The 15,584-nt window shown below is 70.0% G+C and carries 15 protein-coding genes and 2 pseudogenes; 9 read left to right on the forward strand and 8 right to left on the reverse strand.

What is annotated here, in order from left to right; genetic code table 11:
• Together AOZ13_RS10530 and AOZ13_RS14500 are read right to left on the reverse strand one after the other, a co-directional pair.
• Nucleotides 1–382: pseudogene (locus AOZ13_RS10530) on the reverse strand (type II secretion system F family protein); the annotation flags it as partial.
• Entirely contained in the window at nucleotides 379–3,003 is a 2,625-nt protein-coding gene (locus AOZ13_RS14500; protein WP_049934073.1) for a type II/IV secretion system ATPase subunit, read from the reverse strand. The pseudogene AOZ13_RS10530 and the gene AOZ13_RS14500, both read right to left, overlap by 4 nt.
• A gap of 117 nt (nucleotides 3,004–3,120) precedes the next feature.
• Here AOZ13_RS14500 and AOZ13_RS10540 point away from each other — a divergent pair, with 117 nt between their 5' ends.
• The gene (locus tag AOZ13_RS10540) at nucleotides 3,121–3,519 is read left to right on the forward strand and encodes a CBS domain-containing protein (protein ID WP_020222519.1); all 399 of its coding nucleotides are present in this window, start codon (nucleotides 3,121–3,123) and stop codon (nucleotides 3,517–3,519) included.
• A gap of 193 nt (nucleotides 3,520–3,712) precedes the next feature.
• Nucleotides 3,713–4,150 (forward strand): DUF5799 family protein, encoded by a 438-nt coding sequence (locus tag AOZ13_RS10545; protein WP_020222520.1) that lies wholly within the window; start codon nucleotides 3,713–3,715, stop codon nucleotides 4,148–4,150.
• 1 nt (nucleotide 4,151) lies between these two features.
• On the opposite strand, the gene AOZ13_RS14505 is transcribed toward AOZ13_RS10545, so the two are convergent.
• The gene (locus AOZ13_RS14505; RefSeq protein ID WP_020222521.1) at nucleotides 4,152–4,301 is read right to left on the reverse strand and encodes a DUF7557 family protein; all 150 of its coding nucleotides are present in this window, start codon (nucleotides 4,299–4,301) and stop codon (nucleotides 4,152–4,154) included.
• An 82-nt stretch (nucleotides 4,302–4,383) separates the two neighbouring features.
• Between AOZ13_RS14505 and AOZ13_RS10550 the strand changes: the two genes are divergently transcribed.
• The 6 genes and pseudogenes from AOZ13_RS10550 to AOZ13_RS10575 all read left to right on the forward strand — a co-directional run.
• A complete protein-coding gene (locus tag AOZ13_RS10550; protein WP_020222522.1) occupies nucleotides 4,384–4,683 on the forward strand; it encodes a DUF5779 family protein in 300 nt (99 codons plus the stop codon).
• Nucleotides 4,684–4,729: 46 nt separating this feature from the next.
• Nucleotides 4,730–5,659, forward strand: a complete 930-nt coding sequence (locus tag AOZ13_RS10555) for a 1,4-dihydroxy-2-naphthoate polyprenyltransferase (protein WP_021780545.1) — start codon at nucleotides 4,730–4,732, stop codon at nucleotides 5,657–5,659.
• Entirely contained in the window at nucleotides 5,656–6,708 is a 1,053-nt protein-coding gene (locus AOZ13_RS10560) for a mandelate racemase/muconate lactonizing enzyme family protein (protein WP_021780546.1), read from the forward strand. Before AOZ13_RS10555 ends, AOZ13_RS10560 begins: the two co-directional genes overlap by 4 nt.
• Nucleotides 6,709–8,202, forward strand: coding sequence for a class I adenylate-forming enzyme family protein (locus AOZ13_RS10565; RefSeq protein WP_021780547.1), 1,494 nt, complete (start codon nucleotides 6,709–6,711; stop codon nucleotides 8,200–8,202).
• Between the two features lie 25 nt (nucleotides 8,203–8,227).
• The gene (locus AOZ13_RS10570) at nucleotides 8,228–8,962 is read left to right on the forward strand and encodes an NRDE family protein (RefSeq protein ID WP_021780548.1); all 735 of its coding nucleotides are present in this window, start codon (nucleotides 8,228–8,230) and stop codon (nucleotides 8,960–8,962) included.
• 26 nt (nucleotides 8,963–8,988) lie between these two features.
• A pseudogene (locus AOZ13_RS10575) lies at nucleotides 8,989–9,336 on the forward strand (helix-turn-helix transcriptional regulator); the annotation flags it as partial.
• Nucleotides 9,337–9,408: 72 nt separating this feature from the next.
• Here the strand turns inward: AOZ13_RS10575 and AOZ13_RS10580 are convergent.
• The 5 genes from AOZ13_RS10580 to gatC form a co-directional block, all read right to left on the reverse strand.
• Complete coding sequence (locus AOZ13_RS10580; protein WP_021780550.1) at nucleotides 9,409–10,416, reverse strand: Ldh family oxidoreductase; 1,008 nt, start codon at nucleotides 10,414–10,416, stop codon at nucleotides 9,409–9,411.
• Between the two features lie 95 nt (nucleotides 10,417–10,511).
• Entirely contained in the window at nucleotides 10,512–12,404 is a 1,893-nt protein-coding gene (locus AOZ13_RS10585) for an SLC13 family permease (RefSeq protein ID WP_020222632.1), read from the reverse strand.
• Nucleotides 12,405–12,492: 88 nt separating this feature from the next.
• Entirely contained in the window at nucleotides 12,493–13,452 is a 960-nt protein-coding gene (locus AOZ13_RS10590) for a DedA family protein (RefSeq protein WP_021780552.1), read from the reverse strand.
• Nucleotides 13,453–13,642: 190 nt separating this feature from the next.
• Nucleotides 13,643–14,920, reverse strand: a complete 1,278-nt coding sequence (gene gatA / locus AOZ13_RS10595) for an Asp-tRNA(Asn)/Glu-tRNA(Gln) amidotransferase subunit GatA (protein ID WP_021780553.1) — start codon at nucleotides 14,918–14,920, stop codon at nucleotides 13,643–13,645.
• A complete protein-coding gene (gene gatC / locus AOZ13_RS10600) occupies nucleotides 14,921–15,199 on the reverse strand; it encodes an Asp-tRNA(Asn)/Glu-tRNA(Gln) amidotransferase subunit GatC (RefSeq protein WP_021780554.1) in 279 nt (92 codons plus the stop codon).
• A gap of 176 nt (nucleotides 15,200–15,375) precedes the next feature.
• Here gatC and AOZ13_RS10605 point away from each other — a divergent pair.
• Nucleotides 15,376–15,584: TFIIB-type zinc ribbon-containing protein (locus AOZ13_RS10605; RefSeq protein ID WP_324603263.1), on the forward strand; the 209-nt coding region annotated here is incomplete at its 3' end.

Genomic DNA, 15,584 nt, shown 5'->3' on the forward strand with positions numbered 1-15,584 from the left:
CCGCGGCGAACCCGATGCTGCCGAAGAACAGGCCGGTGAGGAGGATCAGCGACGGCACCTTGATCGCGTTGAGGAACGCGAGCAGGGCGTCGTTCGCGATGTGGAGGCCGATGATCGTCTCGGTGTCGATCACCGTCACGAACAGCACCCAGCCGAGCAGCGTGCCGATGACCCAGAGGAGGACGCCGACGATGGCGCCGACGCCGAGCGCCCGCGAGAGGAACAGCTCCACGGTCTCGTCGCGACGCGCCTCCGCGAGTTTCGTCTCGACGTCCGCGACGAAGTCGCTCGAATCGCTGAACAACCATTGGAAGAGCGGGAAGAAGGCGTCACCGAGGGCGTCCGTCGACGTGTAGCCCGCGTCGCCGTCGCTGAGGCTCATTCGCCCGACGCCCCGGTGTCACTCGTCGTGTTTCCGTCCGCCGCCGGATCGCCACCGTCCGCCTCCGCGTCGCGTGAGCCATCGGATTCCTCACCGGCCGCCTCGATGGTCGGCGTCTCACCGCTGTCGTCGACGACGACGTCGGCGTCCGCGGCGCTCGCGGCCGCCTCGGAGAGCGCGAAGCTGATGTCCGGCGCCTCCTCGCCGCGGTATTCGTGCAGGAGCTCGTCCTCCGCGCGTTCGAGCAGCGCGCCCGCCTCCTCGTAGACGTCCTCGGTCGGGTCGGGGCGGGGTACCATCTCCTCTTTCTCCGGGTCGACGTCGATGAGGACGGACTCCATTCCGCGGAGGTCCGCGAGGCTCTCGGTCAGCGCGTCGTTCGCCAGCAGCGTCAGAATCGTGTCGGGATCGGCGATGTACGCCTGCAGGGTCGCCGCGACCTCCGTGTACTCGCTGAGACCGTTGCGGATGAGGTACGCGAGGACGACCTGTCGCTCGAAGAGCTCGCGTTCGAGGCGCTCGCGCGACCACCCGCGGTCGAACTGGATCTCGTCGAGCGTGTTCGACTCGGTGAGCTGTCGGAACTCGTCGCCCTCCGGCTCCCACTGGAAGACGTCGCTGACGTTGATCTCGTCGTTCTCCGCGTCGTAGCGGTTGATCTCCGTGATGCTGCGGTTCCGGCGCACCTTCCGGCCGCTCACCCGCGTCTGCGCCTGAATGGAGACGAGATCGAGCGCGGTGAACAGCGTCTTCGAGACGTTGATCGGCTCGGTCGTGAAGCGCTTGAGCACCTCGCCGACGTTGTCCGCGTGGAACGTCGTGTACGTCGTGTGCCCGGTGCTCATCACCTGAAAGAGCGTCCGGCCCTCCTCCCCGCGCACCTCGCCCATCACGATGTAGTCGGGGCGCTGGCGGAGCGCGGCCTCCAGTAGGTCGAACTCGTCGATATCGCCCTTCTCGTCCTCGCCGAACGACGGGCGCGTGACGGACGCCACCCAGTTGCGCTGTGGGAGTTCGACCTCGCGGGTGTCCTCGATGGAGACGATTTTCGCGTTCGACGGGATGAACAGCGAGACGGCGTTCAGGCTCGTCGTCTTCCCGGACGCCGTCCCGCCCGCGAAGATGAGGCTCTTGTTGTTCTCGATGCAGAGCCAGAGGAACGCCATCTCCTCCAAGGAGAAGGTCTTCCAGTTGATGAGGTCGACCGGCGTGAACGGGACGTCCTTGAACTGCCGGATGGTGTAGTTCGTCCCGTGATCACTGACCTCCTGTCCGAGCGTGAGCTGGGCGCGCGAGCCGTCCGGCAACGTGGCGTCCACCTGCGGTTGGCGCTTCGAGATCCCCTTCCCGGAGCGCTGGGCGAGCTTCACCACGAAGTCGTCGAGGCTCTCCTTGCCGTGATAGACGTTCGTGATCAGCTGTTCGTAGTCGGAGTGGTACGCGAACACCGGCGAGTTGTAGCCGTCACAGGAGATGTCCTCGACGTTCACGTCGTGTTTGATCCCGTCGATGCGCTCGTAGCCGATGAAGTCCCGCTTGAGATAGTAGAGGAGCTTCTCGACCTGATACTGCGTGAGCGTGTCCGTGTCCTCCTCGAGCACCGCCGGCTCCGGGCGCGCGGCGATACCGTCGAGGTCCGTCGGCGCCGCGCGCTCGTCGCCCGGTGCGCTCACCGCCTCACCGTCCGCGACCTCGTCGCCCGTGACGCCCTCGACGAACGCCGTCAACCGCTCGACGACCGACGCGCTGTCGCCGGCGTCGTCGGTGTCGTCGTCCGCCTCGGCGTCGCCGGTGCCGTCGTCCGCTCCATTCCCGTCGGCGTCGCCGTCCGCCCCCGTCGCGTCCGCGTCGTCGCCGCCCGTGAGTCCCTCGACGAACGCCGTCAACCGCTCGACGATCGACGCGCCCCCCGCCTCGGCGTAGATGTCGTAGCGTTCGAGCAGGTCGCGCGTCTCGCGCTCGATGACGTCGCGGCGCTCGTCCATCGTCCCCTCGGCGGCCACGTCGCCGCTCGAGTACTTGATCGCGGTGCGGAGCTTCCCCGTGAGGAACTCCCGGAGGTCGTCCTCGATCGGGTTCCGGTACGGCTCGACGAGGTAGTACTTCATCTCGTTCTCCCGCTCGGAGTGGAAGAGGACGACGAACGCGTAGGGCTTGTTGACCCAGTAGCGCTCGACCTCCGAGAAGTGCGTCTTCTTCTCCGCGGCGACGACCTTCTCGAGGTCGTAGCGGTTCACCATCGTCGTGTTCCCGTGGACGTCGGAGAAGAAGGCGTCCTCGTCGACCTCCGAGGCGACGTTCACCGTCCGCTGGTCGACGACCGACTCGATCCCCGCGGCGGCGTCGTCGCCGAACGCGAGGACGTTCTCGATCGCCTCGCGCTCGAACCCGAGGTGGTCGGCGGGATCGATCGAGTCGTCGTCCCCGTATTCGGCCTCGAAGTCGGCCCACGCGTACTCGCCCTTCGTCACTGGCGGACCGCTGGACTCGTCGCGCTCGCCCTCGCCCTCGTCCGCGGCCGTCGAATCCGGCTCGGCGGCCGCGCCGTCGACGTCGTCGGTCGGGTCTTCCGCCGGCGTCGACCCCCCGACCGCCGCGTCGTCGGCTTCGTCCGTGGACATCATACAACGTTCGGCCATCTACTTGAAAAACGTTTGCGGCCGAGTCGAGACGCGATCCTCGGGAGACCGTCGATCCGCTTCGGTAGCACTTAACTGGCGGGCGCGCTAGCGTGGAGTGTGGAAGACGTCTTCATTGCACGAGTGATGTCGTCCGGTGTGACGACCGTCACGCCGGATACCTCCGTGGAGGACGCGGCGCAGCTCATGCTCGATCGCGGGATCGGGTCGGTCGTCGTCGTCGACGAGAACGGCCAGCTCGCGGGCATCCTGACGACGACGGACTTCGTCCACATCGTCGCCGAGCGCCAGCCGAAGGACGAATCGACGGTCGCCGACTTCATGACGACGGCCGTCGAGACGGCGGGCGCGCAGGACGTCGTCACCGACGTCGCGAAGCGACTCCTCGAACACGAGATCCACCACATCCCGGTCGTGGACGACGACGACCACGTCATCGGGATGGTGACGACGACCGACCTCACGTCGTACGTCACGACCCTCGAGGATCACGACTAGCGCTCGCGCGTCCGTTCCGCTCCGCTCCGGCGTCGATTCCCGCGGACGGCGTCGGGAGCCGACGCCGCGGGGACGGACGGTCGATGCGAGCGTATGCGAGGGCGGTCTCCCCGTGCACTCCCGTGGCCCGCCACCGTCGCGACGACGCGCACACAGGGCAAGAGCCAAACCACCCACGGGCGTATTTGGACGTATGGCAGACTGGAAGGACCGCGTCGTCGGCGAGCGGATGCGCGTTGACGACGAGTTCGGCGAGCAGATCGAGGCGTCTTCGTTCTCGCGCCAACAGTGGGGACTCATCATGACCGCGGTCGAATTCCGGATCGAGAACCCGGGCGACCCCGAGAACGCGCGACTCACCGTCGACACCGGGAAGCTCCCGCAGGTGATGTCGGAGATCGATAACGTGGAAAAGCAGATGGCGTCGATGGGCGCCGGCGGCGGCGGGAGCACGTCCTCCGGAGAGGGCTTCCTCGGCGGCGTCAAGCGCGCGCTCGGCTTCGGCGGCGGTGAGGACGAGCGTTACGAGGAGGCCGAAGCGCTCGTGCGGGAGTACGCCGAACTCCTTCAGGAACGCCTCGAAGAGAACGGTCGGTGGTCGGAGGCCTGCCGGGTCGCCGCCGACGAGTAGGTCATTCGACGTCGCCGCCGTGGAAGGTCGTCAGCTCCTCGGCCTCGTAGATATCGATCAGTTCGTTGATGATCTCGTCGTACGCTTCGTCTTCGACCCGGAGACCGTCGAGGCGCTCGATGGTCGCCTCGTCGAGATGCACTTTCGGCATACGTGACCCGACGACGGCAAGCGGTATAAATAACCGGGCCGCGCCGCGAAGCTTTGATGCGGATGGCCGCGCCAGTGAGGGTATGAGTGACGGCTTCGGCCTCGACCTGCGGAACGCGGAGGAGCAGATCGACGAGTGGGACGTCGAGGGCGGGGCGGACGACGTCGTCCTCGGCGTCCTCGACGGCGAGACGCCGGACGGGGAGTGGCTCGCGGAACTCGAATCCGGCTCGGTGCTCGTCCTCGCCGTCGAGGGCGACCTGAACGACCTCGCGTCCGGGTTCGCCGGCCCCGCGAAGGATGCTGGCGCGACCCTGATGCACTTCCGGGAGTTCCTCGTCGTCACTCCGCCCGGCGTCTCGCTCGACACCGCGCGATTGTAGGCCGTATCCGCAGTCGCTTTCACGCTCGCGCCCGAGAGTTACGCGTATGAGTGACGTAGACGTCTCGCGACGGCGTGCGTGGCTGATGGCGGCGCGGCCGCACACCCTTCCGGCGGGGATTTCGCCGGTCGTGGTCGGCGTCGGCATCGCGTACGCGCTCGGCGTCTTCGCGGCGCTGCCGGCGCTCGCCGCGCTCGTCGGCGCGCTCCTCATCCAGATCGGCGCGAACTTCGCGAACGACTACTACGACGCGATCAACGGCGCGGACACCGAGGAGCGCGAGGGGTTCACGCGCGTCACGCAGTCCGGGATGATCGAGGCCGCGGAGGTGAAACGCGCGATGTACCTCACCTTCCTCGCCGCGATGGTCGTCGGCCTGTACCTCGTCTACGTCGGGGGTCTCACCATCGTCGTCGTCGGCCTCGCGAGCATCGCGGCCGGCATCGCCTACACCGGCGGCCCGTTCCCCTTCGGCTACCACGGTCTCGGCGACGTCTTCGTCTTCCTGTTCTTCGGCGTGATCGCCGTCGTCGGCACCGTCTACGTACAGGCCGCGGCGTACGCGCCCGCGCTCCCGCTCGCCCCACCGGCCGGCACGCTCCCGACCGCGGCGTTCGTCGCGAGCGTCGGCGTCGCCTGCATCTCGACCGCCATCCTCGTCGTGAACAACCTCCGCGACATCGAGACCGACCGGAGGACCGGGAAGTACACCCTCGCGGTCCGGATCGGATACACGTGGAGCCGCGTCGAGTACGTCGCGCTACTCGTCGTCGCCTACCTCGTCCCGTGCTGGTTCGTCGCGAACGGTTTCGGCGTCGCGACCCTCCTCCCGTGGCTCTCCCTCCCGCTCGCCGCCTCCGTCGCGCGGACCGTCTGCCGGCACGACGACGCCGACCACCTCGATCCGGCGCTCACCCGCACGGGCCAGACGCTCGCGCTGTACTCCGTGTTGTTCGCCGTCGGCGTCGCGCTGTGAGAATCGACCCGTTCGCCGTTCCGCTCGTCGAGCCGTTCGACACCGCGCGCGGGAGGATGACCGAGCGTCGCGGCTTCCTCGTGACGGTCGAGCGCGACGGCGAAGTCGGCGTCGGCGAGGCGACGCCGCTCCCGGGTTGGACGGAGACGTACGACGACTGCGCGGCGGCGCTCGAACGCGCCGCGCGTGCGCACGCCGCGAGTGCGGAGTGTGAGACGGCGGCGCTCGCGGCGTGCGAGGGCGCGCCCGCGGCCCGCCACGCGGTCTCGCTCGCGTACGCCGACGCGACGGCGCGCGCTCGTGGCCTTCCCCTCTACCGATCGCTCGGCGCGGGTGATCCGCTCTGCGACGTCGAGACGGACGGGTCCGTCGAAACGGTCCCCGTCAACGCCACCGTCGGCGACGCGGACGCGGAAGCGACGGCGGACCGGGTCGGCGACGCGGTCGCGGACGGCTTCGAGACGGTGAAGCTGAAGGTCGGCGCGCGTTCGCTCGACGCCGACCTCGCGCGCCTCGACGCGACGCGCGAGATGGTCCCCGACGCGACGCTGCGCGTCGACGCCAACGGTGCGTGGGACGTCGCGACGGCCGAGCGCGCGCGCTCCGCCCTCCCCGCCATCGAGTACGTCGAGCAGCCCCTCGCCGCGCCGTCGCTCGACGCGCACGCGGCGCTCCGCGGACGGACGGCCGTCGCGCTCGACGAGTCCGTCGCGGCCGCGGGTCTCGACGCGGTCTTGGAGACCGAGGCCGCGGACGTCGTCGTCCTGAAGCCAATGGCGCTCGGCGGCGTCGAGAAAGCCGTCGAGGCGGGCCGGCGGGCGCGCGCGGCGGGCGTCGAACCGGTGGTGACGACGACGTTCGATGCGGTGTACGCGCGGACAGCGGCCGTGCACGTCGCGGCGGCGCTCGCTCCGCTGCCGGCGTGCGGGCTGGCGACCGGGGACGCCCTCGCCGCAGACCTCGCGCCCGATCCGGCGCCCGTGTCGGGTGGCGGCGTCGCGGTCCCACAGGGAAAGGGCAATGGCGTCCCCGCACCTCTCGGGGAGTGAATGCGCGACTTCCTCGCCACGCGGGCGCGGGCGTCACCGGACGCCACCGCGCTCGTCGACGATCACAGCGGGCGCGAGCGGACGTACGCCGAACTCGACGCGGCCGTCGAGACGACTGCGGGCCGCCTCGCGGCGACCGGCGTGACGCGCGGCGACCACGTCGGCGTCCTGATGGAGACCCGGCCGGCGTTCGTCCGCCTCGCCTTCGCCCTCCAGCGCCTCGGCGCGACGCTCGTCCCGCTCAACGCGCGTCTCGCGCCGACGGAGTTGCACGCGCAGCGCGAGCGCGCCGATCTCGTGTTGCTCGTCTGCGACGCCGAGACGGAGTCGGACGCCCGCGCCGCGGCCGACGAAGTGCCGGTCGCCTCCGTCGACGACCCCCACGAGGCCGACGTGCTCGCGTTCGGCGATCGCGAACCGGGCGAAGTCACGCCCGCCGAGTGGACCCGCGAGGACGCCCTCGCGCTCCTCTTCACGTCGGGGACGACCGGCGACCCGAAGCCGGTCACGCTGACGCTCGGGAACGTCCTCGCCGCGGCGGGCGCGAGCGCGTTCAAGCTCGGCGTCGACCCCGACGACCGCTGGCTGCTCTGCCTCTCGATGTACCACATGGGCGGGCTCTCGATCCCGCTGCGGTGCGCGCTCTACGGCACGACGTGCATCCTCCAGCGGGGCTTCGACGCCGACGAGGCCGTCCGCGCGCTCGACGAGTACGACTGCACTGGCGTCTCCGTCGTCCCGACGATGCTCGATCGGATGCTCCGCGCCGACGAACGAATCCCGGGGAGCCTGCGCTTCGCCCTCTGCGGCGGCGCGCCGACGCCCGCGGAACTCGTCGCGGCCTGCGAGGACGCCGGCGTCCCGATCCACCCGTCGTACGGGATGACGGAGGCGACCTCGCAAATCTCGACCGCCCGCCCCACCGAGGCGTTCGCGAACCGCGGCACCGTCGGTCGACCGCTCTTCGGGACGACGGTGACGATCGTCGACGACGCCGACGAACCCGTCGATGCCGGCGAGACCGGGGAACTCTGCGTCGCCGGCCCGACCGTCACGCCCGGCTACTACGACGCTCCCGAGAGCAACGCGGAATCCTTCGGCCCGCACGGTCTCTACACGGGCGACGTCGGCTACCGCGACGACGCCGGGCGCCTCTACGTCCTCAATCGCCAGTCGGATCGCATCATCACGGGCGGCGAGAACGTCGATCCCGGACGCGTCGCGGAGGCGATCCGCGCGCACTCGGCCGTCCGCGACGTCGCCGTCGTCGGCGTCGCCGACTCCGAGTGGGGCGAGCGTGTCGCCGCGCTCGTCGTCCCGACGGACGGAGCGGAGATCGATCGCGACGCCCTCGAAGCCCACTGGGACGAGCGCCTCGCGGACTTCGAGCAGCCCCGGACGGTCGTCTTCGTGAACGAACTCCCGCGGACGGCGTCGGGGACGGTCGATCGGGCCGCGGCGCGCGAGCGCGTCGTCGAGGCCGCCGGCCTTTAAGCGCACCCGCGGACTACCCCGCGGTGTGTGCACACTCGCCGTCGCGTGGAACGTCTACGACGACGCGCCGATCGTCGTCGCCGCGAACCGCGACGAGGCCACGGGACGGCCGTCGTCGCCACCGCGCGTGCGTGACGACTCAGACGGCTCGCGCGTCCTCGCCCCGCGCGACGAGGAGGCCGGCGGGACGTGGATCGGCGTCACCGAATCGGGGTTCTACGTCGGGATCACGAACCGCTGGAGCGACCTCGACGCCGGGCGTTCGCGCGGTCTGCTCGTCGGTGACGCCCTCCGCGCAGGCGGCGCCGAGGTCGCGCGCGAACTCGTCGCGCGCGAGGTCCGCGAGCGCCAGTACGCCGGATTCAATCTCGTCGTCGCGGACGCCGACTCCGCGTACCTGCTCCGATGGGACGGCGACCTCCGCGTCAGCGCGCTCGATCCCGGCGTCACGGTCGTCACGACGAGCGGTGCGCCCGACGCCGCCGAGCGCCGCGAGCGGGTCCGTGCCGCGCTCACGACGCGGCGACCGCGGACGGCCGCCGGGTTTCGCGGGCGGGCGAAGCGCGTCCTCAGCGACGGCGACATCGGTGCCTGCCTCCACGGGTACGGGTACGGGACGCGTTCCGCCTCCGCGATCACGGTCGGGGAGCGGATCCGCTACGAGTTCGCCGACGGCCCGCCCTGCCGGACGTCCTACCGGCGCGTCGGCGGGTTCGAGCGCACCCGAACCGGAGAGTGGCGATCGGACGGTCACATTTAAACCGCTCGCGGCCGGCGTATTCGAGTATGAGCGTCGACAAAGAGGACCTCTCCGAGGACGAGGAGCGCGCCCTCGAACTGGTCCGCGAGCAGGGGAAGATCTATCAGAGCGAGTTCTGGAAGGCACTCGACGTCTCCTCGCGCAAGGGGAGCCGGATCGCGAAGAAGCTCGAGGAGAAGGAATACGTCGATCGTGAGGACGCCGTCTACGGGGGGAACACGACGTACCTCATCACGCCCGTCATCAAGGACGAAGAACTCGACTTCGCGCTCCTCATGGCCGGCGACATGCTCTCGCCGTTCGTCGGCGAGGAGGAGGTGGACGCGCGCGGCGACGCCTTCTCGCAGTGGATCATGAACCTCGTGTACGAGGACCCGGTCGTCCCCGAGGAGGAGACCGAGACGCCGTCCGAGGAGGAGACCGAGACGCCGCCCGAGGAGTGATCCCTACTCCCCGGCGAGGTCACGAACGCGCGACCAGACGTTCTCGTCGACCTCGATCGCCGTCCGCTCCCGGTCGCGCGCCACCGAGCGCTCGCCGGGCAGCCTGATCTCGTCCGCGTTCGCGGCGGGGTCGCCGTTCCGGAGCGAGCGCAGGAACGCGCTCGCCTCCGCCTCGAAGTCCGTCGCGCCGAGCGCCGCGGGGTCGATGGCGAGGAAGAGGTCGCCCTTCGTACACGGGTCCTCGGTGTGATAGGTGCCCGTGACGTCGGTACCGGTCGCCGCGGTCACCAGCGTCCCCGCCAGCACCTCGACGGCGATCGCGAGCCCCGATCCCTTCGCGCCGCCGAACGGGAGGAGAACGCCGTCGAGCGCCTCCTCCGGGTCGGTCGTCGGCGCCCCGTCCGCGTCGAGCGCCACGCCTTCGGGGAGCGACTCGCCCGCCCGCGCGGCCTCCTCGACTGCGCCGCGCGACAGCGACGCGGTCGACAGGTCGAGGTTGAACGGCGGGTCCGTCGGGAGACCGACGGCGATCGGATTCGTCCCCAGCACCTTCTCCGCGCCGCCGTGGGGCGGCATCGCGGGCTCCGTGTTCGTCATCGCGATCGCGACGTACCCCGCGTCGGCCAGTACATCCGTGTAGTAGCCGAGCATCCCGAGGTGGTTGCCGCCGTACGCGCCGACGGCCCCGACGCCGTACTCGGCGGCGCGGCGGGCGGCCTCCACGGCCGCGCGCGTCGCCACCACCGGGCCGAGGCGGGAGCCGCCGTCGACGGCGGCCGCGCCGCCGCGTTCGTCCGTGACCTCGACGTCGCCCGTCGGGTCCACGTGGCCGTGCTCGATCCCGCGAACGTACCGCGGGAGACGGAGGAGACCGTGCGATCCCTTCCCTCGCGCGTCGGCGCTGACGAGAACGGTTGCGGTGAGCCGCGCGTCCGCGTCACCGACGCCGTGCGCGCGGAGGGCCGCCGCCGCGACCGATTCCGCCCGCTCCCGGTCGACGCGCGTCGTCACGGCCGTCGCCCCCGCGCCGTCGCGTTCCGTTCTGTGACCGTCATCGGCGTGCCGATAGACGCCGGGGTGTCACGGATCTTGCGCTCCGCGCCGTCTCATGGCGAGAGCCCCCAGAAGAACGCGATGCCGAGGGTCGTGACGACGGAGAGGAGCAACTGGAGCGGGCCGCCGACGCGGGCGTAGTCCGAGAACTTGTAGCCGCCGGGCCCGTAGACGAAGAGGTTCGTCTGGTAGCCGACGGGCGTCATGAACGCCGTCGAGGCCGCGAACGTGACGGCGAGGATGAACGCGAACGGGTTGCCCCCGACCTCGTGGGCCGTCTCGACGGCCACCGGGATCATCAGGACGACGCTCGCGTTGTTCGAGATGACGTTCGTGACGAGACCGGTGACGATGTAGAACACCCAGAGGACGCCGATGACGGGGAGGAACTCGCCCGTGAGACCGACGAGCGCGCCGAGGAACGTCGCGGCGCCCGTCTGTTCTAAGGCGATGCCGAGCGGGATGACGCCGGCGAGGAGGAAGATGACGCTCCAGTCGACGCCGTCGTACATCTCGCCGGGCTTGATGACGCCCGTGACGGCCATCGCGACGACGCCCGCGAGCGCGGTCTGGACGATGCTGAAGTCGAGGGCGGCGAACGCGTCGATCCCGGTGACGTTCGCGAGCGTCCCCCACGGGATGCCGACGAGGCCGACGACGGCGATGACGATGGCGACGGCCCACGGGATCTTCTCCGTCCGATAGTTCGGCGTCTCGGATTCGTGGGCGACGATGAAGTCGGAGTTCGTCGAGAGCCGGTCGATGCTGTCCGTCGGGGCCTGCACGAGGAGCGTGTCGCCCACCCGGAGTTCGACGTCGTCGAGGCGCGAGCGGATCGTCTCGCCGCCCGAGCGGAACGCGAGGACGCTCGCGTCGTAGCGCTGACGGAACGAGGAGGTGGTGAGCGTCTCCCCGAGGAGCGACGAGCCGGACTGGATGACGATCTCGACGAGCGTCTGGGTGTCCGCGTCGGCTTCGAGTTCGTCGTCGGACGGGGGCGTGCCGACGAGGTCGAGACCGTCGAGTTCGCGCAACGACGCGAGCGTCTCGCGGTCGGTGCGGATGGCGAGGATGTCCCCCGCGCGGATCCGCTTGCTCGCGATCCCCTCGAAGTACGTCTCGCCGTCGCGGACGATCTGGAGGATGTCGGCGTCGAAGCTCGACTCGTCGATGGCGTCCTGCACGGTCTTCCCGTCGATGGCGGCGTCCTCGCGAACGAGGACCTCGGTGACGTAATCCTGCAGTTCGTACTCGTCCAAGTAGTCCTCGCGGGCGGGGACGCGCTCGGGGATGAGCCGGGGACCGACCGTCATCAGGTAGGCCGTGCCGGCGAGCAGGACGAGGACCCCGAGTCCGGTGAAGGTGAACATCGAGAACGAGCGGCCGATGAGGCGCTCGGCGACGCTGGAGGCGAGGAGGTTCGTCGACGTCCCGATGAGCGTCAGCATCCCGCCGAACATCGAGGCGTAGGAGAGCGGGAGGAGCAGTTTCGAGGGCGAGGTCTTACCGGTGTGCGCGAGGTCCGAGATGACGGGCACGAGAATGGCGACGACCGGCGTGTTGTTGATGAACCCGGAGACGGGACCGGCGATGCCGATCGTCGCCGCGAGCTGCTTCGGCTGGCTGTCGCCCGCGAACGCCGCCATCTTCCGCCCGAGGATCTGGACGACGCCCGTGCGATTGACGCCCGTGCTGAGGATGAGCATCGCGAGGACGGCCACCGTCGCGGTGCTGGAGAACCCCGAGATCCCCTCGGCCACGGAGACGTCCGTCCACGGCGAGAGCACCGTCAGGAGCACCATCACGAGGATCGCCGTGACGTCGATCGGGAGGAGTTCCGTCACGAAGAGAAAGAGCGCGAACAGGACGACGCCGAACACGACGAGCATGTCCGTCGTGACCGGCGGCACGGACCCTGCTTGCGCTAAGAGGGGCGTGATCGCCATACGGCCACGGAGGGCGGCGTCCCACAAAGCGATTCCGGGAGACCTCTGCGTACGCTATGCGGAGTTACGGCCGACGGCGTCCACGCGTTCACGGGCGGCGGAGACGCTCCGCCGTCGCCGCGACCGCAGACCGGAGGTACGCGACTTCGACGGTCCGCCCGATCTCGTACGCGAGCGCGCCGACGAACGCGATCCCGACGCCCGTCAGGAGCAACGCGACGCGCTCGGAGAAACCGAGGTGCACCCAGAAGAGGGGGTCGTCCCAGACCCACGCCGCGGCCGCGAGAGTCCGATCGGGCGCGGCGAGCGCGCCGAAGACGAACGCCGTCCCGACGAGGAGACCGAGGGCGCGGAGCGCGTGCAGTCCGATCAACTTCGCGAGCGCCGGGCGAGCGCGGATCCGCCGGCGCGCGAGCCACGCCGCCCCCGCGAGCACCGCCGCGACGCCGCCGAGTGAGAGGACGACGCCCGGATGGACGCCCGCGTACGCGACCCCGCCAGCGAGCGCGGACGCGATCCACGCGGTGGCGAACTCGAGCGGCGACGTACGCCCCGCGCCCGCGTAAGAGAGATAGGTCAACGCCGTGTCGAAGACGAGCGCACCCCCCGCCGAGAACGCCACGAATCGCCGGAATCCCATGCCGGCGAGCCCCGCGGGGATCGAGACGAACGCGCGGACGAATGGGAGCAGGCGCCCCCAGAAGACCGACGACTCCCCGTAGCGCGCGAAGACCGCCTCGCTCCGATCGAGTCGGTCCGGCGAGACGTGGATCACGCGGCCGTAGCGTTCGAGGACGCCGCGGCCGTAGCGCCCGAAGAGGAGGTACGCGACGGCGCTCCCGATCGTCGCGCCCGCCGTCGCGTCGAGCACGAAGAGGCCGAACGTGAACGGGCCGTGGACGAGTTCGGCGGCCGCGATCGGCACGACGACCTCGCTCGGGACGTAGTGGAGGATGAACGCCGTCTCGAGGGCCATGTAGACGAAGACGGCGAGAAAGCCGTACTGGGATACCAGTCCGAGCACGGTATCGACGAGGCCCCCGAACATCGAGCGGTCGTGTCTCCGACTTCCGCACGCCGCGGCATGGGTCTTTCGGAGGCTGGCTGTCGGGCGCGAAGGCGACCCGCTCGATCCAGAAACACGGTCCGCGTGAGCGGCAGCGAACGCGGGACTCGCGAGACGTACCGTCTCGCGAGGTTGAAAACCTCCCGCTCGACGCCGTCGAGCGGTCAGTACGCTAGCCCAACAGCGCCGCCGCGTCGATTATCTGTTCCTCGCCGAACTTCGGGCCGACGAGTTGGAGTCCGACGGGGAGACCCTCCGTGGACTCGCCGGCGGGGACGCTGATCGCGGGGAGGTTCGCGAGGTTCACCGGAACGGTGTTGGCGTCCATGAGGTACATCCGGAGCGGGTCGTCCACGCTCTCGCCGAGCTTCGGCGGGAGGACGGGCATCGTCGGCGTCGCGAGGACGTCGACGGACTCGAACGCCTCCTCGAAGTCCTGCCGGACCCACGCGCGGGCCTCCTGCGCCTGCTCGTAGTACTTGTCGTGGTAGCCCGCGGAGAGCGCGTACGTCCCGAGGAGGATGCGGCGTTTCACCTCGTCGCCGAGGTTCTCCGCGCGCGTCTCGGCGAACGACTCGTTCCAGTTGCCCTCGAAGCCGCCCGACTCGCCGTAGCGGACGCCGTCGAAGCGCGCGAGGTTCGAGGAGGCCTCGCTCATCGCGATGACGTAGTAGGCCGCGACGCCGTACTCGACGGAGGGGAGGCTGACCTCCTCGACTTCGGCCCCGGCGTCGCGGTAGGCGTCGAGCGCGTCCTCGAAGACGCGTCGCACCTCGTCGTCCGCGCCCTCCAGTAGCTCGGTCGGCACGCCGATGGTGAGACCGTCGACGTCGCCGTTCGCGGCGCTCGCGTAGTCGCTGTCCGCGCCCTCCTCGCGCGTCGTCGCGTCGTGGGCGTCCGGGCCGGCGATGACGTCGAGCAGTTCCGCGGCGCCCTCGACCGTCGACGCGAGCGGGCCGATCTGTTCGAGGCTGTTCGCGTACGCGACGAGTCCGTAGCGCGAGACGAGACCGTACGTGGGCTTGATGCCGACGACGCCGCAGAACGCGGCGGGACAGCGCACCGACCCGCCGGTGTCGCTGCCGAGCGCGTAGTCGGCCTGCCCGGCGGCGACGGCCGCGGCGCTCCCGCCGGACGATCCCCCGGGCACGCGCTCGTCGTCGACGGGGTTCGTCGTCGCGCCGAACGCCGACGTCTCCGTGGTGGTCCCCATCCCGAACTCGTCCATGTTCGTCTTGCCGACGACGGTCGCGCCGGCCTCCTTCAGACGTGAGACGACCGTCGCGTCGTACGGCGGCACGTAGTCCGCGAGCATGTCCGATCCGCAGGTGGTGCGGACGCCCTCAGTCGAGATGTTGTCCTTGACGGCGACAGTCGAGCCGACGAGCGGTCCCGTATCGTCGCCCTCGATCGTCTCCTCGGTGACGAAGGCGTTGTGCGCGTCCGCCATCTACGACACCTTCGGTCCCTTGAAGAAGCCGTCCTCGGTCTCCGGGGCGTTCTCCAGCGCCTCGTCCTGATCGAGGCTCTCCGTGATCTCGTCGGGGCGCATGACGTTCACGAGGTCCGGTTCCGCCTCGACGTCCGGGACCCCCTCCAAGGTCTCGAAGTGATCGAGGATGTCCCCGAACTGGTCGGCGTACCGTCCGACGTCCGCCTCGTCGAGGTCCACGCGGGCGAGGTCCGCGACGTGCCGAACCTCCTCGGCGTCGACGGTCGAATCGCTCATGGTCGCCCTCGGTCCCGCGCTCGTCTAAGCGTTTCGGAAGACGCGACCCCCGGGACCGTCGCGGCGAGACGGGCCGATAACGGTCATCAGGCTTATGCCGCCGCCGGACCACTCCCTAGTGAATTAGTGCCCGTTCGGCGGCGGGATGCGATCCCGACACGCGACTCGACACCACCATGAGTGACTCACGCACACGACGACGAGAGCGACGGCCGACGCAATCGGAGGAGGAACAGGAGCAGGAACGCTCGAACGACGAGGAACTCGTCTGTCCGGAGTGCGGCGGCAACCTCGTCGTCGACGAGGCGCGTGGCGAGACCGTCTGCGAGGACTGCGGGCTCGTCGTCGACGAGGACGAGATCGATCGCGGGCCGGAGTGGCGGGC

This window comes from Halarchaeum acidiphilum MH1-52-1 (assembly GCF_000474235.1).
GTDB lineage: Archaea > Halobacteriota > Halobacteria > Halobacteriales > Halobacteriaceae > Halarchaeum > Halarchaeum acidiphilum.

Bases quoted from the DNA above. Each gene is read 5' to 3' on its own strand.
- AOZ13_RS10585 (WP_020222632.1), bottom strand. From the start codon at position 12,404: ATGGCGATCACGCCCCTCTTAGCGCAAGCAGGGTCCGTGCCGCCGGTC.
- AOZ13_RS10550 (WP_020222522.1), top strand. From the start codon at position 4,384: ATGAGTGACGGCTTCGGCCTCGACCTGCGGAACGCGGAGGAGCAGATC.
- AOZ13_RS14500 (WP_049934073.1), bottom strand. From the start codon at position 3,003: ATGTCCACGGACGAAGCCGACGACGCGGCGGTCGGGGGGTCGACGCCG.
- AOZ13_RS10555 (WP_021780545.1), top strand. From the start codon at position 4,730: ATGAGTGACGTAGACGTCTCGCGACGGCGTGCGTGGCTGATGGCGGCG.
- AOZ13_RS10565 (WP_021780547.1), top strand. From the start codon at position 6,709: ATGCGCGACTTCCTCGCCACGCGGGCGCGGGCGTCACCGGACGCCACC.
- AOZ13_RS10545 (WP_020222520.1), top strand. From the start codon at position 3,713: ATGGCAGACTGGAAGGACCGCGTCGTCGGCGAGCGGATGCGCGTTGAC.
- AOZ13_RS10590 (WP_021780552.1), bottom strand. From the start codon at position 13,452: ATGTTCGGGGGCCTCGTCGATACCGTGCTCGGACTGGTATCCCAGTAC.
- AOZ13_RS14505 (WP_020222521.1), bottom strand. From the start codon at position 4,301: ATGCCGAAAGTGCATCTCGACGAGGCGACCATCGAGCGCCTCGACGGT.
- gatC (WP_021780554.1), bottom strand. From the start codon at position 15,199: ATGAGCGATTCGACCGTCGACGCCGAGGAGGTTCGGCACGTCGCGGAC.
- gatA (WP_021780553.1), bottom strand. From the start codon at position 14,920: ATGGCGGACGCGCACAACGCCTTCGTCACCGAGGAGACGATCGAGGGC.